At 74.4% G+C, this 16748-nt stretch carries 11 protein-coding genes; 6 read left to right on the forward strand and 5 right to left on the reverse strand.

Annotation, left to right across the window (positions count from 1 at the left end; translation table 11 throughout):
- Positions 1-368 precede the first annotated feature (368 nt).
- From IEY93_RS30675 to IEY93_RS30700, 6 genes are all read left to right on the forward strand, one after another.
- Positions 369-803, forward strand: a complete 435-nt coding sequence (locus IEY93_RS30675) for a phosphopantetheine-binding protein (RefSeq protein WP_189166644.1) — start codon at positions 369-371, stop codon at positions 801-803.
- Positions 800-6415 carry a non-ribosomal peptide synthetase gene (locus IEY93_RS30680; RefSeq protein WP_189166645.1) on the forward strand — a complete coding sequence of 1872 codons (5616 nt, stop codon included), beginning with the start codon at positions 800-802 and terminating at the stop codon, positions 6413-6415. The genes IEY93_RS30675 and IEY93_RS30680 overlap by 4 nt, the downstream gene beginning before the upstream one ends.
- Positions 6412-7488 (forward strand): saccharopine dehydrogenase NADP-binding domain-containing protein, encoded by a 1077-nt coding sequence (locus IEY93_RS30685; protein WP_189166646.1) that lies wholly within the window; start codon positions 6412-6414, stop codon positions 7486-7488. Before IEY93_RS30680 ends, IEY93_RS30685 begins: the two co-directional genes overlap by 4 nt.
- Positions 7485-8522 carry a Gfo/Idh/MocA family oxidoreductase gene (locus tag IEY93_RS30690; RefSeq protein WP_189166647.1) on the forward strand — a complete coding sequence of 346 codons (1038 nt, stop codon included), beginning with the start codon at positions 7485-7487 and terminating at the stop codon, positions 8520-8522. The genes IEY93_RS30685 and IEY93_RS30690 overlap by 4 nt, the downstream gene beginning before the upstream one ends.
- Positions 8519-9262: a thioesterase II family protein gene (locus tag IEY93_RS30695; RefSeq protein WP_189166648.1), complete on the forward strand. Its 744-nt coding sequence runs from the start codon at positions 8519-8521 to the stop codon at positions 9260-9262. Before IEY93_RS30690 ends, IEY93_RS30695 begins: the two co-directional genes overlap by 4 nt.
- 74 nt (positions 9263-9336) lie before the next feature.
- On the forward strand, positions 9337-10311 hold the full coding sequence (locus IEY93_RS30700) for a methyltransferase (protein ID WP_229691618.1): 975 nt from the start codon (positions 9337-9339) through the stop codon (positions 10309-10311).
- Between the two features lie 205 nt (positions 10312-10516).
- Here IEY93_RS30700 and IEY93_RS30705 read toward each other — a convergent pair whose 3' ends face one another.
- The 5 genes from IEY93_RS30705 to IEY93_RS30725 form a co-directional block, all read right to left on the reverse strand.
- Positions 10517-13060 carry a PEP/pyruvate-binding domain-containing protein gene (locus IEY93_RS30705; protein WP_189166650.1) on the reverse strand — a complete coding sequence of 848 codons (2544 nt, stop codon included), beginning with the start codon at positions 13058-13060 and terminating at the stop codon, positions 10517-10519.
- Positions 13061-13289: 229 nt separating this feature from the next.
- The gene (locus IEY93_RS30710) at positions 13290-13928 is read right to left on the reverse strand and encodes a response regulator (protein ID WP_275412045.1); all 639 of its coding nucleotides are present in this window, start codon (positions 13926-13928) and stop codon (positions 13290-13292) included.
- A gap of 2 nt (positions 13929-13930) precedes the next feature.
- Positions 13931-15187, reverse strand: coding sequence for a sensor histidine kinase (locus IEY93_RS30715; protein WP_203968954.1), 1257 nt, complete (start codon positions 15185-15187; stop codon positions 13931-13933).
- The gene (locus IEY93_RS30720; RefSeq protein WP_189166651.1) at positions 15184-15906 is read right to left on the reverse strand and encodes an ABC transporter permease; all 723 of its coding nucleotides are present in this window, start codon (positions 15904-15906) and stop codon (positions 15184-15186) included. The genes IEY93_RS30715 and IEY93_RS30720 overlap by 4 nt, the downstream gene beginning before the upstream one ends.
- Positions 15903-16619 (reverse strand): ABC transporter ATP-binding protein, encoded by a 717-nt coding sequence (locus tag IEY93_RS30725; RefSeq protein WP_189166652.1) that lies wholly within the window; start codon positions 16617-16619, stop codon positions 15903-15905. Before IEY93_RS30725 ends, IEY93_RS30720 begins: the two co-directional genes overlap by 4 nt.
- Between the last annotated feature and the right edge of the window lie 129 nt (positions 16620-16748).

The following is a 16748-nucleotide window of genomic DNA, read 5'->3' on the forward strand; positions in this document are numbered from 1 at the left end:
CGGCGCTGGCCGCGTGTCCGGGGGTGGGCCGCGCGGTGGTGGTGGCGGTGGGTGACCGGCGTCGCCGGCGACTGGCCGCCTTCGTCACCGCATCCGCTACCGGCGACCGGCCTGCCGCTCTGGCGATCACCACGAGAACCGACCCGGCAGACCCGGCCAACTCGACCGATCCGACCGACGAGACCACCGAACCCGCCGGACCCGCAGGACCCGCAGGACCTGCCCGGCCTGCCGAACCTCACGGACGTGCCGGATCTGACCGGTCTGCCGCGGCTGCCACTTCTGCCGGTCCTGACGCGCCTGTCACGTCTGCCGAGGTGAATGTCCCTTCCGGCTCTTTCTCTGCCGGGTCTGGCGGCGGGGTGGATGTGGGGGAGGTTCGGAAGTTCCTGGGCGAGCGGCTGCCCGGGTACGCGGTGCCGCAGACCATCACCGTGCTGGACCGGTTCCCGCTCACCGCCAACGGCAAGATCGACCGAGCCGCCCTGTCCGCTCAGGCCGTCGAGCCGGAGGGCCCGCCCGAGGAGGATCCGCCGCCGCGCCCCGGCCTGGAGGAACGGATCGCCGAGATCTGGGCTGAGCTGCTGGAGATCCCGCCCCCCGGGCGCGGACGCAGCTTCTTCGCCCTGGGAGGTGACTCCCTGCTCGCGACCCGCTTCGCCGACATCGTCCGGCGGCGGCTGGGCGCCGAGCTGTCCATGCGGCGATTCTTCGCCACCCCCACCATCGCCGGCTGCGCCGAGGCGATCGGCCAGGAGATCGGCGACCCGCATTCCCACGAGGTAGAGGAAGGCGTGCTGTGACCCAGGCACCGGCCGTGGCCGTACGAGAACTGATCGCCGAGATGGAGGCGGCGGGGATCCGCCTGTGGGAGGACGAGGGCCGGCTCCGGTTCCGCGCGCCCAAGGGGGCGCTGACCGACGAGCGCCGCGCGGCGCTGGCCGGCGCCAAGCACCTGATCATCGAGCACCTGCGCCAGGAGTCCCTGGCCGAGATCGTGCGCGCGGACGTCGAGGGCCGCTTCGATCCGTTCCCGCTGACCGGCGTCCAGCAGGCGTACCTGCTCGGCCGCAACGACGCGTTCGGGTACGGCGGCGTCGCCTGTCACGGCTATGTCGAGGTCGCCTACGACGAGCTGGACCCCGACCGCGTGCGCGCGGCCTGGCGCGCTCTGATCGACCGGCACGACATGCTCCGCGCCGTGATCCACCCGGACGGCCACCAGCAGGTGCTGCCCGAGGCCCCGGAATACGAGATCCGGGTGAAGGATCTGCGCGGCACCGACCCCGAGGCCGAGCTGGCGTCCGTCCGCGCGGACATGGAGCAGCGGGTCTATCCGGCGGGCGCCTGGCCGCTGTTCGACCTGCGGATCACCCGCACCGACCGCGGGTGGCTGCTGCACGCCTCGATCGACCTGCTCATCGCCGACTACGTCAGCATCCAGCTCCTGCTCGGCGAGCTGCACCTGCTGCACGACGACCCGCGAGCCGAGCTGCCGCCGGTCCCGGTGGGCTTCCGCGACTGCGTCTTGGCCCTGCGGGCCCAGCGCGACGGCGCGCGGTACGACCGGGACCGCGCCTACTGGTGGTCGCGCCTGGACGACCTGCCGCCCGCGCCCGAACTGCCGGTGCTCGACCAGGACGCCGACGCCCGGTTCCTGCGCTGGGAGACCAAGATCGCACCGGAGGAGTGGGCGCGGCTGCGCGACCACGCCGCCGGGGCCGGTGTCACCCCGTCGCAGGCCGTGCTGGCCGCCTACGCGGAGGTCATCGGCAGGTGGAGCCGCAGGCCCGCGTTCACGCTGAACCTGACCCTGCTCGACCGCCCGCCACTGCACCCCGCCATCGACCGGGTGGTGGGCGACTTCACCTCGCTCAACCTGCTCGCCGTGGACACCACGCCCACCGCGGCCTTCGCCGACCGCGCGCGAGCGATCGGGGAACGGCTGTTCGCCGATCTCGAACATCGCCGCTGCGGGGGCGTCGACGTGATCCGCGAGCTGTCCCGCAGGCGCGGCAGGGACGCCGGCCTCATGCCGGTGGTGTTCACCAGTGCCATCGGTCTCGGCCAGGACGAGGCCGAGCAGGGCGAGCCGGTGTACGGCATCAGCCAGACGCCCCAGGTGTGGATCGACTGCCAGGTCAAGGAGCACCGCGGCGCACTGCTGGTCAACTGGGACGTCCGCGCCGGAGTCTTCCCCGCCGGGCTCGTGGACGACATGTTCGCCGCCTTCACCGGGCTGCTGGCCCGGCTGAGCGGGCCGCAGGCGTGGGACTCGGTCTCCCCGGTCGAGCTGCCCCCCGCCCAGGCACGCCGCCGCGCCGAGGTCAACGACACCGACGCGCCGCTGCCGGACGGCCTGCTGCACGACGAGGTGGTGGCGCGGGCGCTGCGCGAGCCGGCCCGTACGGCGGTCGTGACCGGCGCGGGATCGGTCACCTATGGCGAGCTGCTGGACCGGGCGACGGCCGTGGCGGCGGCGCTGCGCGAGGCGGGCCACGCGCCCGGTGACATCGTGGCGATCGTCATGGACAAGGGGATCGAGCAGGTCGTGGCCGTGCTCGGCGTCCTGCTGGCCGGCGGCGCGTACCTTCCCGTGGACACCGGCCAGCCGGCCGCCCGGCGCGACCGCATCCTCGCCGACGCCTCGGCACGCCTGGTGCTGACCCAGTCGTGGCGGGCCGAGCACGGCTGGATCGCGGTGGACACGCTCACGGCCCAGGACCGGCCGGACGCGGACCCGGCCGCCGTGCGCCGGGACCCGGACGAACTGGCCTACGTCATCTACACCTCCGGCTCCACCGGCGCGCCCAAGGGAGTGATGATCAGCCACCGGGCCGCGCGGAACACGATCGACGACATCAGTGCCCGGTTCGGCGTCGGCCCGGACGACCGGGTGCTCGGCCTGGCCGGCCTCGGGTTCGACCTGTCGGTCTACGACATCTTCGGCACGCTCGCCACCGGCGCCACGCTCGTGCTGCCCGACCCCGCGCGACGCGGTGACCCCGCGCACTGGGCCGCGCTCGTCGCCGAGCACGCGGTGACCGTCTGGAACTCCGTCCCCGCCCAGGCGCAGATGCTCCAGCACTACCTGGACGCCGAGCCCGCGGTGGAACTGCCGTCTCTGCGGCTGGCCCTGCTGTCGGGCGACTGGATCCCGGTCGCCCTGCCCGGCCAGGCCCGAAGGCGGCTCCCGGGGCTGGAGGTGGTCGGGCTCGGCGGGGCCACCGAGGCCGCGATCTGGTCCATCTACCACCCGATCGGCGAGCCGCTCCCCGGATGGCCGAGCGTTCCGTACGGCACGCCGCTGGCCGGCCAGAGCTGGCACGTGCTCGACGCGGCCATGCGGCCCTGCCCCGACTGGGTGCCCGGTGAGCTGTACATCGGCGGGGCGGGGGTGGCGCTCGGGTATCTCGGCGACGCGGAGCGGACCGCCGAGCGGTTCGTCCGGCACGCGGGCGAGCGGCTGTACCGGACCGGCGATCTCGGCCGCTACCGGCCGGACGGGAACATCGAGTTCCTCGGCCGGGAGGACTCCCAGGTCAAGATCAGAGGTCACCGCATCGAACTGGCCGAGGTGGAGGCCGCCCTTCAGGAGCATCCGGCGGTCGCCGCGGCCACCGTGGTCGTGGACGGAGACCGGCCGCTGGAGCGCCGCCTGGTCGCCTTTGCCCAGCCGGCCCACGTCCGGCACGACACCCCGGCCGCCGTGCCGGGGGAGGAACGGGCGGGTGAGGCGTCCCCCGGGATCGCCGGCGCGGCTCCGGACGAGGAACGGGACGTGCGGGCGGCGGCCGAGGACGCCGCCGGGCGGGCGCTCGACGGTGTCGACCTGGACCGGGTGGTCGCGGTGGCCGGAACGCTCGACGAGATCGCGCTCGCCGCGATGGCGGGCGCGTTACGCTCGGCCGGGCTGTTCACCCGGCCCCAGGACGTGCACGAGGTCGCGGAGATCCTCGCCGCCGCCCGGGTCGCGCCCGGCCACCATCGGCTGGTGCGGCGCTGGCTCGCCGCGTTGCACGAGCACGGCCGGCTGGACCGCGACCCGGCGGGCGGGTACCGCAACCTGCGTGCCGGCGCCGACCCGGAGGCGCTGTGGCGACGGGTCGGCGAGCTGACCGACGGCCTGGACTACGGGTCGGAGCTGATCCGCTTCCTGCGGGTCAGCTCGAAGGGACTGCCCGCGCTGATGCGCGGCGAACTGGACGCCCGTGAGCTGCTGTTCCCCGACGCCGGTGTCGGAACGGCCGAGGGCGCCTACCGGGACAACGTGCTCAGCAGGTACGTCAACCGCATCGTGCGCGCCGTCATCGGCCAGGTCGCCGCGCAGCACGCGGCGCCGGCCGAGCGGAGTGCGGCCGAGCGGAGAGCGGCCGAGCGGAGAGCGGCCGGGCAGGACGGGGCCGGGCAGGACGTTCTCGAGCGGGACGCGGCCGAGCGGGACGGGGTCGAGCGGGAGGGGGCCGGGCAGGACGGGCCGCCGCTGCGGGTGCTGGAGGCCGGCGCGGGCGTCGGCGGCACCAGCGCCGAGCTGATCCCCGAGCTGGACGGCCACCCCGTGGAGTACCTGTTCACCGACCTGTCGCGGTTCTTCCTGACCCAGGCGGCCGAGCGGTTCGCCGGCCGGCCGTGGGTGCGGTACGGCCTGTTCGACATCAACGGCGACCACCGCGCCCAGGGGTACGAGCCCAACTCCTTCGATGTCATCCTCTGCGCCAACGTCCTGCACAACTCCAGGGACGCCGCCGCCGTGCTCGCCGGGTTCCGCGAGCTGCTCGTCCCGGGGGGCTGGCTGGTGTTCATCGAGACCACCCGCGAGCACGTGCAGATCATGAGCTCGATGGAGTTCCTGATGGAGGGGCACGACTACGACGACGTGCGCCGGGGCCGCGACCGCACATTCATCACCCGCCAGGAGTGGCACGACCTGCTGGAGGAGGCCGGCGCCCGCGTCGTCGCCTGCCTGCCCGAGGAGGGGGAGCCGCTGGCCCCGCTGGGGCAGTGCGTGTTCGCGGCCCGTTTCCCCGCCGACCGGGAGCACATCGACCTCGCCGCGCTGCGCGCGTTCCTCGCCGAGCGGCTGCCGGACTACATGATCCCGGCCCACATGCAGGTGGTGGACGAGCTGCCCCTCACCGGCAACGGCAAGATCGACCGGGCGGCGCTGCGCGCCCTGCTGCCCCGGGCGGCGGGCGAGGCGGCGCCCTCCGGCGAGGCGCCGCGCGACGACCTGGAACGGCGGCTCGCCGCACTGTGGGCCGAGCTGCTCGGCCTGCCCGAGGTCGGCCGGGACCAGGACTTCTTCGCGCTCGGCGGTGACTCCCTGCTGGTCACCCGCCTGGCCGGCCGGGTACGCGAGGACCTGGCCGAGGCGCACGGCTTCTACTGGGACGGCCTGGTCCGCCAGATCGTCAACCAGCCGACCGTCGCGGCGCTGGCCGCCCACCTGCGCCGGGCGCGCGAGGACAGCGACCGCGGGCTCGCCCCGAGGACGCACGCCGGGCCGCTGGTCCGCCTCACCGGCGAGGAGGGCGCGGCGGACGACCTGGTGCGGGTGATCGTCCACGACGGCACCGGGACCCTGGCCCCCTACCGCGCGCTGGTCCCTGAGCTGGGACCGTCCGGCGTCCCGCTGCTCGGCATGGTCGTGGACGACACCGAGGCGTACCTGGAGCTGGACCCGGCCGCCGCGGTGGACACGCTGGCCGGCGCGTACGCCCGGGTGCTGCTGAAGGAGGGCGCGGCCCGCTACCACGTGGTCGGCTACTGCATGGGCGGGCTGATCGCCGCCGAGCTGGCCCGCCGGCTCACCGAGGGCGGCGCGGTCGTCGAGGCGCTCACCATCGTGAGCAGTGCCCGCTTCCCGTACCGCATCGACGACGAGCTGATGCTGGAGTACGGCTTCGCCCAGGCGTGCGGCGTGGACCCCGGACGGCTCGGCTACCCCGCGGGCGACCTGGCCGGCGCCCTGCGGGCCGTGCTGCGCGCGTCCCCCGGGCACGTGGGCGAGGGGAGCCTGGCCGCGCTGGCCGGTGACCCCGACCCCGGTCTCGCGCGGACCGGCCGCCGGTTCGCCGAGCTGGCGGCCACCCCGCAGCCGGAGCGGCTGGCCGCCGTCGCCCGGCACCTGAGCCACCCGCCGGACCGGGTGGACCTCGCCTACCGGGTGTTCCGGCAGAGCTTCAGCGCGGTCACCCACTACGACCCCGAGCCGTACGCGGGCGACATCACCTTCCTGCGCCAGCGCGGCGTCACCAACCTGGTGCCGACCCTGCAGGACGACATGACGGCGTTCTGGCGGGAGCTGTGCCTGGGACGGCTGACCGTCCTGGACATCGAGGGCGACCACTTCAGTTGCCTCGGCCCGGCGCACGCTTCCGCCGTGGCCGCGCTGATCAGCGGAGCGACCGCTTGATCGGCATCGTCGGCGGGTACGGCGCGGTCGGTGGCGCGGCGGCGCGGCTGCTCGCCGGGCACGGCGTGCGCGTCGGCGGCCGGGACGCGGAGGCGGCCCGCCGCTTCGTCCGCGACACCCTCGGCGGGGACGGCGAGGCGTGCCAGGTCGACGCCTGCGACCCGGCCGCGCTGGCCCGGTTCTGCCGGGGCTGCCGGGTCGTCGTCAACTGCGCGGGCCCCTCCTATCTGCTGCTGGACCGGGTGGCGCGCGGCGCGTTCGCGGCCGGGGCCGACTACGTGGACGCCGCCGGCGACGTTCCGGCGTACCGGCCGCTGGCCCGCACCGGCACCGGCGGGCGGGTCGCGGTGCTCTCGGCCGGGATGCTCCCCGGCCTGACCGGCCTGCTGCCCCGCCACCTGGCCGGCCTCGCCGAAGGCGGCCCGCTCCGGCTCGACGTCTACACCGGCGGCCTGGACCGGCTCACCCCGGCCGCGGCCGGTGACGTCCTGCTGGCGGGCAAGGGCGGCGACGCGGCGGATCATGGCGAGCCGCTGGCCTCCTGGCGGGACGGCGGCAGGGTCTCGCGGGCGCTCGCCCCGGCGCAGGACGCCGAGTTGCCGTACTTCCCCGGGCCGGTGACGGCCTATCCCTACCTGAGCGCCGAGGCCGAGCGGGTCGCCCACGACCTGGAACTCGGCGAGGCGCGCTGCTACACCGTCGTCCCGGGCGGGGAAGCGGTGGGCGGGGTGGCCGCGGCGGCCTCGGCGGCCGACCTCGCGCGGACGGCCGGGCTCGAACTGGCCGGACGCACCCCCTACTACGTGCTGCTGTTCCAGCTCAGCGACGCGCGCGCCACCCGCACGCTGGTCGTGCGCGCCGCCGGCTCCTACGCGCTCACCGCCGCGGTCGTCGCGCACGCGGCCGCCGCCGTACTGGCCGGTGAGGTCCCGCCCGGCGTCCATTTCGCCGACGCCGTGCTCGACCCCGCCCGGGTGCTGGCCGGCATCGCCCCGGTGGCGACCGTCGAGCTCACCGACGCCGTGCCGCCGATCGACCTTCGCGCTCCGGCGTTCGAGGAGGGGGAACTGTGACCCGCGTCGTGGTCTGCGGGACCAAGTTCGGGCAGGTCTACCTGTCGGCCCTGGACGGGACAGGCCCGTTCCGGCTGACCGGCGTCATGGCCCGCGGCAGCATCCGGTCGGCCGCCTACGCCGCGGCCTACCGGGTGCCGTTGCTCACCGATCCCGACCAGGTGGCCGAGGTCGCCGACCTCGCGTGCGTGGTCGTGCGCTCGGGAGTGGTGGGCGGCCAGGGGACCGAGCTGGCCGAGGCGCTGCTCACCCGCGGCGTCCACGTGCTGCAGGAGCACCCGATGCACCCGGACGAACTGACCGGCTGCCTGCGCGCCGCCCGCGCCGCCCCGGCCGTGCACCACGTGAACACGTTGTACGCGCACCTGGAGCCGGTGCGCCGGTTCATCGACACCGCTCGCCGGTTGTGCGCGCTCCAGCAGCCCCTCTACGTGGACGCCGCCTGCAGCGTGCACGTCGCCTACGCGCTGTTCGACATCCTCGGCCGCGCGCTCGGCGCGCTGCGGCCGTGGGCGTTCACCGCGACCGCGCCGGGCACCCCGTTCACCTGCCTCGCCGGGACGATCGGCGGGGTGCCGCTCACGTTGCGGGTGCAGAACCAGATCGCGCCCAACGACCCGGACGCCCACCTGCACCTGCTGCACCGCATCACGATCGGCACCGAGGGCGGCGGCCTCACCCTGGTCAACACGCACGGCCCGATCGTGTGGAGCCCGCGCATGTACGTCGGGCGGGACGCCCAGGACCGCTTCGCCACCGACGCCGAGCACCTGCGCCTGCCGAGCGCGACCCTCATCGGGCCCGGCGAGGCGCCCACCTTCCACGAGATCGTCACCCGGCTGTGGCCGGACGGGGTGCGGCGGGCCCTCTCGGACCTGCGCGGCGCGGTGGACAGCGGCCAGGACCCGCTGCGGCAGGGGCAGTACAACCTGACGCTCAGCCGGCTGTGGGTGGACGCGACCACGGCGCTCGGCCGCCCCGAGCTGCTGGTCCAGGACGTGCCGCGGCCGTTGTCGGTGGCGGAGCTGACATGAGCTGGTTCCACTGCTACGAGCATCGGCCGGGCGCCGCGCTGCGGCTGTTCTGCTTCCCGCACGCGGGCGGCTCGGCGGCGTTCTACCGCGCCTGGCACCACGACCTGCCGGCGGCGGTGGAGGTGCGCGCCGTGCAGTACCCGGGGCGGGGCGATCGCCGGGCCGACCCGCCGGTGCGCGACGCGCGGCGCCTGGCCGCCGCGGTCGCGGACGCGATGGCGCCGCTGCTCGACCGGCCGGTCGCGCTGTTCGGCCACAGCCTGGGCGCGCTGGTCGCCTACGAGGTGGCGCGCGAGCTGGAGGCCCGGGGCAGGGGTGTGCTGCACCTGTTCGCCTCGGGCCGGCACGCGCCGCACGAACGGCGTCACGGGGACGCGCACACCTGGTCCGACGACGCGCTGGCCGCCGAGCTGGTGCGGCTCGGCGGCGTCGAGCCGGAGTTCATGGCCGATCCGGTGATGCGCGAGTTGACCTTGCCGGTGGTCCGCCACGACTATCGGATCGATGCGACGTACCACCACCTTTCCGACGGTGTGCTGGCCTGTCCGGTCACCGTCCTGCTCGGCGACGCCGACCCCGAGGTGACCCCCGAGCAGGCCGCCAGGTGGGCGGAGCTGACCCGCGGGCAGTGCGCCGTCCGCGTGCTGCGCGGCGACCACTTCTACCTCGTGCCCCGGCGCTCCGACGTGGCCGCGTACCTGCTCGCCGCCGCGGGCGCCGCCTGGCCGTCCACCCCCTGACCGCGCCGCCCCCGCGCGGCACGCCCGCTTCCCCGAGCGGGCCGGCCGTCCCCCGCTTGGAGAAGGAAGGCACGATGGAGCACGAACTCATGCGCATCCTCACCGGAGGGTGGGTGGCACAGGCGACCTTCGTCGCGATCAGGCTCGGCGTGCCCGACGCGCTCGACGGGCGCCGCATGCCCTGCGCCGAGATCGCCGCCGCGGTGGAAGCGCATCCGGACGCGCTCCACCGCCTGCTGCGGCTGCTGGCCGGCGTCGGCCTGGTCGAGGCGGACGAGGACGGCGCGTACGGGCTCACGCCGATGGGGGAGCTGCTGCGCCGCGACCGGCTCGGCCCCCTCGGCACGCTGTACGGCGAGGACTACTTCGCCGCCGCCTGGGGCGGGCTCATGCACTCGGTGCGCACCGGTGAGCTCGCCTTCGACCACGTGCACGGCATGCCGGTGTTCGCCCACCTGGCCGGCGACCCCGGCCGGGCGTCGGTGTTCAACGCGGGGATGGCGGCGGGCTCGGCGTTCTTCCGTGAGGTCCCGGTCGCCTACGACTTCTCCCGGGCCGGAACGGTGGTCGACCTGGCCGGCGGCACCGGCGCCCTGCTCGGGACGGTGCTGCTCGGCGCCCCTGCGGCGCGCGGGGTGCTGTTCGACACTCCCGGCGTGGTCGCGGACGCGGCCGCGCACCTGGAGCGCATCGGGGTGCTCGACCGGTGCGAGCTGGTCGGCGGTGACCTGTTCGACGGCGTGCCGGCCGGAGGGGACGTCTACCTGCTCTCACGCATCCTGCACGACTGGGACGACGACCGGTGCGCCGCGCTGCTGCGCGGCTGCGCCGAGGCGATGCGGCCGGGCGCCGAACTGCTGGTCATCGAACGGGTCGTCACCGCGGGCTCCTACCTGCCGCTCGCCTTCGACCTGCACATGATGGTGATGACCGGCGGGCGCGAGCGCACCGAGGCCGAGTACCGCGCGCTGCTGCGCGGTGCGGGTTTGACCCCGGGCAAGCTGGTGGACCTCCCGCTCGGCATGCGCCTGCTCACCGCCACCCGCTGAACACCGGTCCCGTACCGGCGGGAACGTCACCCGGTGGGCGGCGGTCCGTATCGGGGAACGTGCCGCCGGTACGGACCGGCGCACCGCGCTTGAGCGCGATGGGCGCCTGGCCGCCGTGGCCGGGCGCCCATCGCCGTGCCCGCTCGCGGGAGTGCGCGAAGCGCCCGGACGCTCCGCACACCCCCGCTCGCGGGTGCCTGGACGCTCAGACCGCCTGGGCGAGCCGGGCCGTCTCCGGCCGGTCGTCGCCCGGCGCGTCCTCGCACGTGCCGATCACCTCCACCGTGCCGCGACCGCCGTCGACCCGCACCCGGTCGCCGTCCCGCAGCCGCATGGTGGCGTTGCCGGTGCCGACGACGGCGGGGATGCCCAGCTCGCGGGCCACGATCGCGGCGTGCGACAGCGGCGCGCCGATGTCGGTGACGACCGCCGCCACGCGCGGGAACAGCAGGGTCCAGCCGACGTTGGTCACCGTGGTCACCAGGATCTCGCCCTCGCCCAGCCGGTCGCCGTCCGCCACCGAGGCGATCACCCGGGCCGTCCCCTCCACGACGCCGCTCGCCCCCGCGTGGCCGGTGATGGTCGCCGCCGGCGGCGCCACCGTCGAGGCGGCGTCGAACACGTCGGTGCGGCGGCCGGGGTCGGCGGCCCACCGCTCGGGGTCGAAGCGCCCGCGGATCACGCCCGGCAGCGGCGGCAGCGAGCGGTACAGCCGGTAGGTCGCCCGGCGCGCCGCGACCGCGGCCAGCGGCCGGCGCGAGCCGCGCAGCACCTCGAGGATCTCCTCGATGCTCAGGAAGAACAGGTCGTCCCCGTGACCGGTCACCACGCCGGCGCGCACGACGAAGTCGCGCACCATCCAGAAGCCGCGCATCATCTCCGAGCGGGCCTCCTCGCGGGCGTGGACGATGGCCTCCCAGCGGTCGATCTTGCGGCGGAACTTCTCGGCCTTCTTCGGATACCGCTCGCGGAACCGCCGCCAGGCGTCGGCGCTCGCCTCGTCCTGGCGCGCCAGCAGCGCGGCCGGGTCGGTGGTGAGCGCGGCCGCCTGCCGGTCGATCCAGTCCGGGTCCTCTCCGGGGCGGGCGGCCGACATCTCGAACTCGTCCGGGCACCGGTGGCCGTACCTGCGGGCGTACTCCTCCCGGGAGGTCTCGCCGCGCTTGACCCGCATGAGGCCGAGCAGCGGGCCGAGGCTCTCCAGCCGGTCGCCGCCGGCGCGCATCGCGGACATCAGCGCCGTGGCGTCCGCCGCCCCGACCAGCTTCTCCAGTTGCTCGGGCAGGTAGACCAGCGAGCCGGCGTCCTGGCGGGCGGCGACGGCGAGCATCCGGTTGCACTCGCGGAACCTCGGATCGACCTCCCGCTCCCACAGGCCGGGCAGGTCGTCGCTCACCGCGATGCGGGCGCGGATCTCCTCGGTGCGCTCGAACCCGGTGGCGATGTGCTCGGGGAGCCGGTCCACCATCTTGGCCAGCCGGCGGCGTCCGCCGAGCATCGGCTTGGCCGCCTTGATGGTCTGCCAGCGCGTCATCGGCAGCATCGGCGTCTCGATGCCCTCGGGCAGCTTCCCGTAGACCGGCTCCTGCGCGGCCCGCACCTTCTCGGCGATGCCGAGCGCCTTGCCGAGCGAGGCCATCAGGCTGAGGTTCATGTAGATCCGGCCGCCGATGTTGCCGTAGAGGGGGTGCCCGCCCAGCCCGTCCACGATCATGATCTCGTTCATGAACGACCGCACCAGCGACCAGGTGCACGGTGTCATCACGCTGGGGATGGCCTCGCCCAGGTTGCCGTTGGTCCACAGGTAGTCGCCCTTGACCGAGTCGTTCCACACCTCGCGGCGCCCGGTGATCGGCCTGGCCTGCAGGATGTAGGGCTCGGCGTCGTGGATGGCCCACTCGATGTCCATCGCGCAGCCGTACAGCTCCTCGATGGCCAGCCCGAGCCCGGCCAGCCGTTCGGCCTGCTCCGCCGACAGCACCGGCCGGTCGCGCATGTCGCCCGGCACGGGCTCCTCGCGGGTGCCGTCGGTGGTGCGCACGGTCATGACGGTCTTGGTGGCGACGCGCTCCTCGACGACGGTGCGGCCGGTCCGGTCGACGGTGACCGTGTCCGGGGTGACCAGGCCGCCGACGACGGCCTCGCCGAGTCCCCACGCCGCGTTGATGGTCAGCCGGCCCTCATCCGCGTCCTCGGCGGCGGTGGCGAGCCGGTCCTCGGTGAACAGCACGCCGGCCGCGTCGGCGGGGACGAGCCGCTGGACGACGACGGCCAGTGCCACCTCCTCCGGCGGGATGTCGTGCCGCCGCCGGTAGGCGATCGCCCGTTCGGTCCACAGCGAGGCCCAGCAGCGGCGGACCGCATCCAGCAGCCGGTCGGCGCCGCGGATGTTGAGGTAGGTCTCCTGCTGGCCGGCGAACGACATGCCGGGCAGGTCCTCCGCGGTCGCGGACGAGCGTACGGCGACCGCCGTGTCGTCGCCCAGTTCCCGGTAGGCGGCGAGGATGTCGCCGGCGATCTCCTTCGGGATCTCGTGCGCGGCGAACAGCGCCGCGATCTCCTCGGCGCCGCCCGCGAGGATGTCCTCCCGCAGGCCGTGGCGGTCCACGAAGGCGCGGTAGGCCGCGGTGGTGACGTGGAAGCCCGCGGGCACCGGCAGATCGGCCCTGGCCAGCCGGGCGAGCGATGCGCCCTTGCCGCCGACGGTGGCCAGCTCGGCCCGCGGATCGGCCAGCGCAAGCGTGTTCATGTGCTCATCTCCAGAGTCTGACAAGCGCGATGGGCGCGCCTCGGCGAAGCGGAGGCGTCGCCTCGGAAACAGGAGGGCGGAAGGAGGGCAGGTGCGGTCCCGTACGGGACAAGCGGGACGGCCTGCCGGAATCAGGGGATGCGCGCCGGTCCAACGTACGGTTCGCGGGTAGGGGCACCCCACCCCTAGCCGCCCTTAGGTCGGCCGCCGCGCGGGCGGGACGGGCCGGTCAGCCGTCGCCGGCGGTCCTCAGCAGCCCGGCCTCGTACGCCGCGGCGACCGCGGCGGCCCGGTCGTTGACCTCCAGCTTGGCGAAGATGTGCAGCAGGTGGGTCTTCACCGTGGCCTGGGTGATGAACAGCTTGGCGGCGACCTCGCGATTGGTCGCGCCGCGGGCGATCAGCCCGAGCACCTCGAGCTCGCGGCGGCTGAGCTTGTGCTGCTCCGGGGTGCGCACCCGCTGGGTGAGCACGCCGGCCACCGACGGGGACAGCACGGTCTCGCCCCGGGCCGCCGCGTGCACGGCGCGCAGCAGCTCGGCGCGCGGGGTGTCCTTCAGCAGGTAGCCCGTGGCGCCCTGCTCGATCGCGGGCAGCACGTCGGCGTCGTCGTCGAAGGTGGTGAGGACCAGGACGTGGACGGCGGGGTCCTGCTCGCGCAGCCGGCGGATGACCTCCGCGCCGGTCATCTTGGGCATTCGCAGGTCCATGAGCACGAGGTCGGGCCGGGTGCGCCGCGCCACGACGAGGGCTTCTGGACCGTCGGCGGCCTCGCCGACGACCTCGAAGTCGGCGTCGCCGGTGAAGATCCCGCGCAGCCCGTCACGGACGATGGGGTGGTCGTCCACGATGATCAGTCGGATCGGCATGGCTAACAGCGCGTTCCACGGGCGTCGGCGGAGCCCGGCTCGGCGGCGGCCGGGATGGCGGGAACGGTAGCAGAGATCCCCGTCCCCTGGCCCGGGCCCGTCTCGACCTCGAACTCGCCGGCCAGCCGGGTGACCCGCTGGCGCATCGCGATGAGGCCGAAGCCGCCGGGTCCCGGCCGGCCGCTGGTCTCCGGGTCGAAGCCGGCGCCGTCGTCGCGCACGTCCAGCACGACGACGTCCTCCATGTAGGAGAGGGTGAGCGCGACACGGGTGGCCGAGGCGTGCTTGCCCACGTTGGCCAGCGCCTCCTGCGCCACGCGCAGCAGGGTGCCCTCGACCTCCACGTGCAGCGGCCGGGGATCGCCGGTGACCGACACCGTGGCGGCCACCCCCGAGGTGGCCGCCCACTTCGCCGCGATGCCCGACAGCGCGCTGGACAGCTGGGCGTCGTCCAGCGGCGCCGGCCGCAGCGCCTGCACCGACCGGCGCGCGTCGTTGAGGCTCTCCCTGGCCAGAGTGCGTACGGTGTCCAGCCGGGTGCGGGTGGCCGCGGGGTCGCCGGCCACGCCGTCGGCCACCTCCAGTTGCGTGATGATGGCGGTGAGGCTCTGCGCGATCGTGTCGTGGATCTCCCTGGCCATGCGCTGGCGTTCGCCGAGCACGCCGGCCTCGCGCGCGCGGGTCAGCAGCTCGGCCTGGAGCATGGCGTTCTCCTCGCCGAGGGCGGCCAGCTTGGCGCCGGTCTCCCGCAACTGCGCGATCATCGCCTTGGCGCTTTCGTTCTGCTCCGAGATGGTCTGGACGATCAGGCCGGTGGTCGAGGCCACCAGCACCGCGACGCAGAACGAGAAGACCATGTCGCCGATGGTCCGCCCCGGCTCGGGCGGCTGCGCGCCGACCAGGACCCCGGCCGTGGCCGCCACCCCCGCGTACGCCCACCAGCCGGGCAGCAGCGTGAACGACTGCATGAACAGCGTGAGCCCGCTCACCGCGAACAGCGAGTCGAGGTTGACCAGCGCGCCGATGAGGGCGAGCAGCACCACGAAGTAGACCGCCGCCGCGGCCGGCCGCTCGGCGCGGCCGGACCGGGAGGTGATCATGAACCAGTGCCAGGCGCCGGCGGCCAGCGCCAGCGCCAGGACCGCGGGCCGCAGGTCCCGCAGCAGGGAGAAGCACGCGGGCAGCAGGATGAACAGGTAGGGCAGGACGGGCCAGGCGCGGTCCCAGCGGGTGACGTCGGGCTGGGTGACGGCGGTCACCAGCGGAACGCCTTGACGGCGACGCCGCCGGCGACGAGGCAGATGGCTACCATGATGCCCAGCGTAAGCGGGGAGACCGGGTTGCCCACCCATCCGTCGCGAAGCGCCTGCACCGCCGGAGCCATCGGGGTCAGATCGCCTATCGCGCGCATCGAGCCGCCCATGGTCTCGCGCGGGATGATCGCCCCGGACAGGAAGGCCATCGGGAAGAACAGGCTCAGCCCGACCACGGTCGCCGTGCGGCCGCCGGGCACGAGCGCGCCGATGAGCAGGCCGATCGCGCCGAGGCTCAGCGCGCCGAGGAGCCACGCCAGCAGCACACCCCCGAGGTTGCCGGGGGTCCGCAGCCCGTACACCGCGAGGCCGATGCCGACCAGCAGAGCCGTGCCGATCACCGCCAGCAGCGTGTGCGCGGCCCACTGCGAGCTGAAGATCAGCGTGGGGGTCGCCGGGGTGGCGCGCAGCCGCTTCAGCACGCGGCGTTCCCGGTAGCCGGCCAGCGTGGCGGGCAGGATGGTGAGCGCGGCCAGCCCGATGACGAAGACGATCAGCATCGGCACCGTGCCGTCGATGGCCGGCAGCCCGCCCGGCAGCGGCCGGTCGTTGCGCATCTTGACCCACAGCATGATCGCCGGGAACGCCAGCGCGAAGAACGCCGACATCGGGTCCCGCATGATCAGCTTGAGCTCGACCGCCGTGACGTTGGTGATGCCCTTCATGCCACCGCTCCTTCCGTGAGCGCGAAGTACGCCTCGTCCAGCGAATCGGAACGCCCCTGCTCGGTCAGCTCGCGCGGAGTGCCCAGGGCGAGCACCCGCCCCTGCCCGATGATCGCCATGCGGTCGCACAGCGCCTCGGCCTCGTCCATGAAGTGGGTGACCATCACCACCGTGACGCCCCGCTCGCGCAGCTTGCGGATCAGGCCCCACGTGGTGCGGCGGGCCGACGGGTCCAGGCCGGTGGTCAGCTCGTCGAGGAAGACCAGCTCGGGGTCGCCCACCAGGGCGAGTGCGATGAACAGCCGCTGCTTCCACCCGCCCGACAGGCTCGCGAAGCGGGCGCGCCGCTTGTCGGACAGCCCCCACTCCTCCATCACCGCCCGCCAGTCGGCCGGCTTGTCGTAGAGCGACGCGTACATCGCCAGCGCCTCGCCGACCTTGATGGAGTCGGGCAGCGCCGCCTCCTGGAGCTGCGCGCCGATGCGCTGCAGCAGCTTGCGCCGGTCGGTCCGCGGGTCGAGGCCGAGCACCCGCAGGGTGCCGCCGTCGCGGTCGCGCAACCCGGAGGCGCATTCGACGACCGTGGTCTTCCCGGCGCCGTTGGGGCCGGCGATCCCGAAGATCTCCCCTTTTTCCACGCTCAGCGACACGTCCTCAACGGGGGTTTTCGACCCGTAGCTCTTACGCAGGCCCTCGATCTCGATGACTGTCATGCCTCAACGATCGGTGCCCGGCCCGTGGCGCGGCATCGACCGATCGGTTGATGGGGGTCCACCGGGGCCGGTCCACCGATGACCGGCCGCGGGCCGTGCGGCCCTGCCACCTGGGAGAACGTCCGGTAG

Source organism: Sphaerisporangium melleum (assembly GCF_014646695.1).
GTDB classification, from domain to species: domain Bacteria; phylum Actinomycetota; class Actinomycetes; order Streptosporangiales; family Streptosporangiaceae; genus Sphaerisporangium; species Sphaerisporangium melleum.

Bases quoted from the DNA above. Each gene is read 5' to 3' on its own strand.
- IEY93_RS30700 (WP_229691618.1), top strand. From the start codon at position 9,337: ATGGAGCACGAACTCATGCGCATCCTCACCGGAGGGTGGGTGGCACAG.
- IEY93_RS30695 (WP_189166648.1), top strand. From the start codon at position 8,519: ATGAGCTGGTTCCACTGCTACGAGCATCGGCCGGGCGCCGCGCTGCGG.
- IEY93_RS30705 (WP_189166650.1), bottom strand. From the start codon at position 13,060: ATGAACACGCTTGCGCTGGCCGATCCGCGGGCCGAGCTGGCCACCGTC.
- IEY93_RS30725 (WP_189166652.1), bottom strand. From the start codon at position 16,619: ATGACAGTCATCGAGATCGAGGGCCTGCGTAAGAGCTACGGGTCGAAA.
- IEY93_RS30720 (WP_189166651.1), bottom strand. From the start codon at position 15,906: ATGAAGGGCATCACCAACGTCACGGCGGTCGAGCTCAAGCTGATCATG.
- IEY93_RS30710 (WP_275412045.1), bottom strand. From the start codon at position 13,928: ATGCCGATCCGACTGATCATCGTGGACGACCACCCCATCGTCCGTGAC.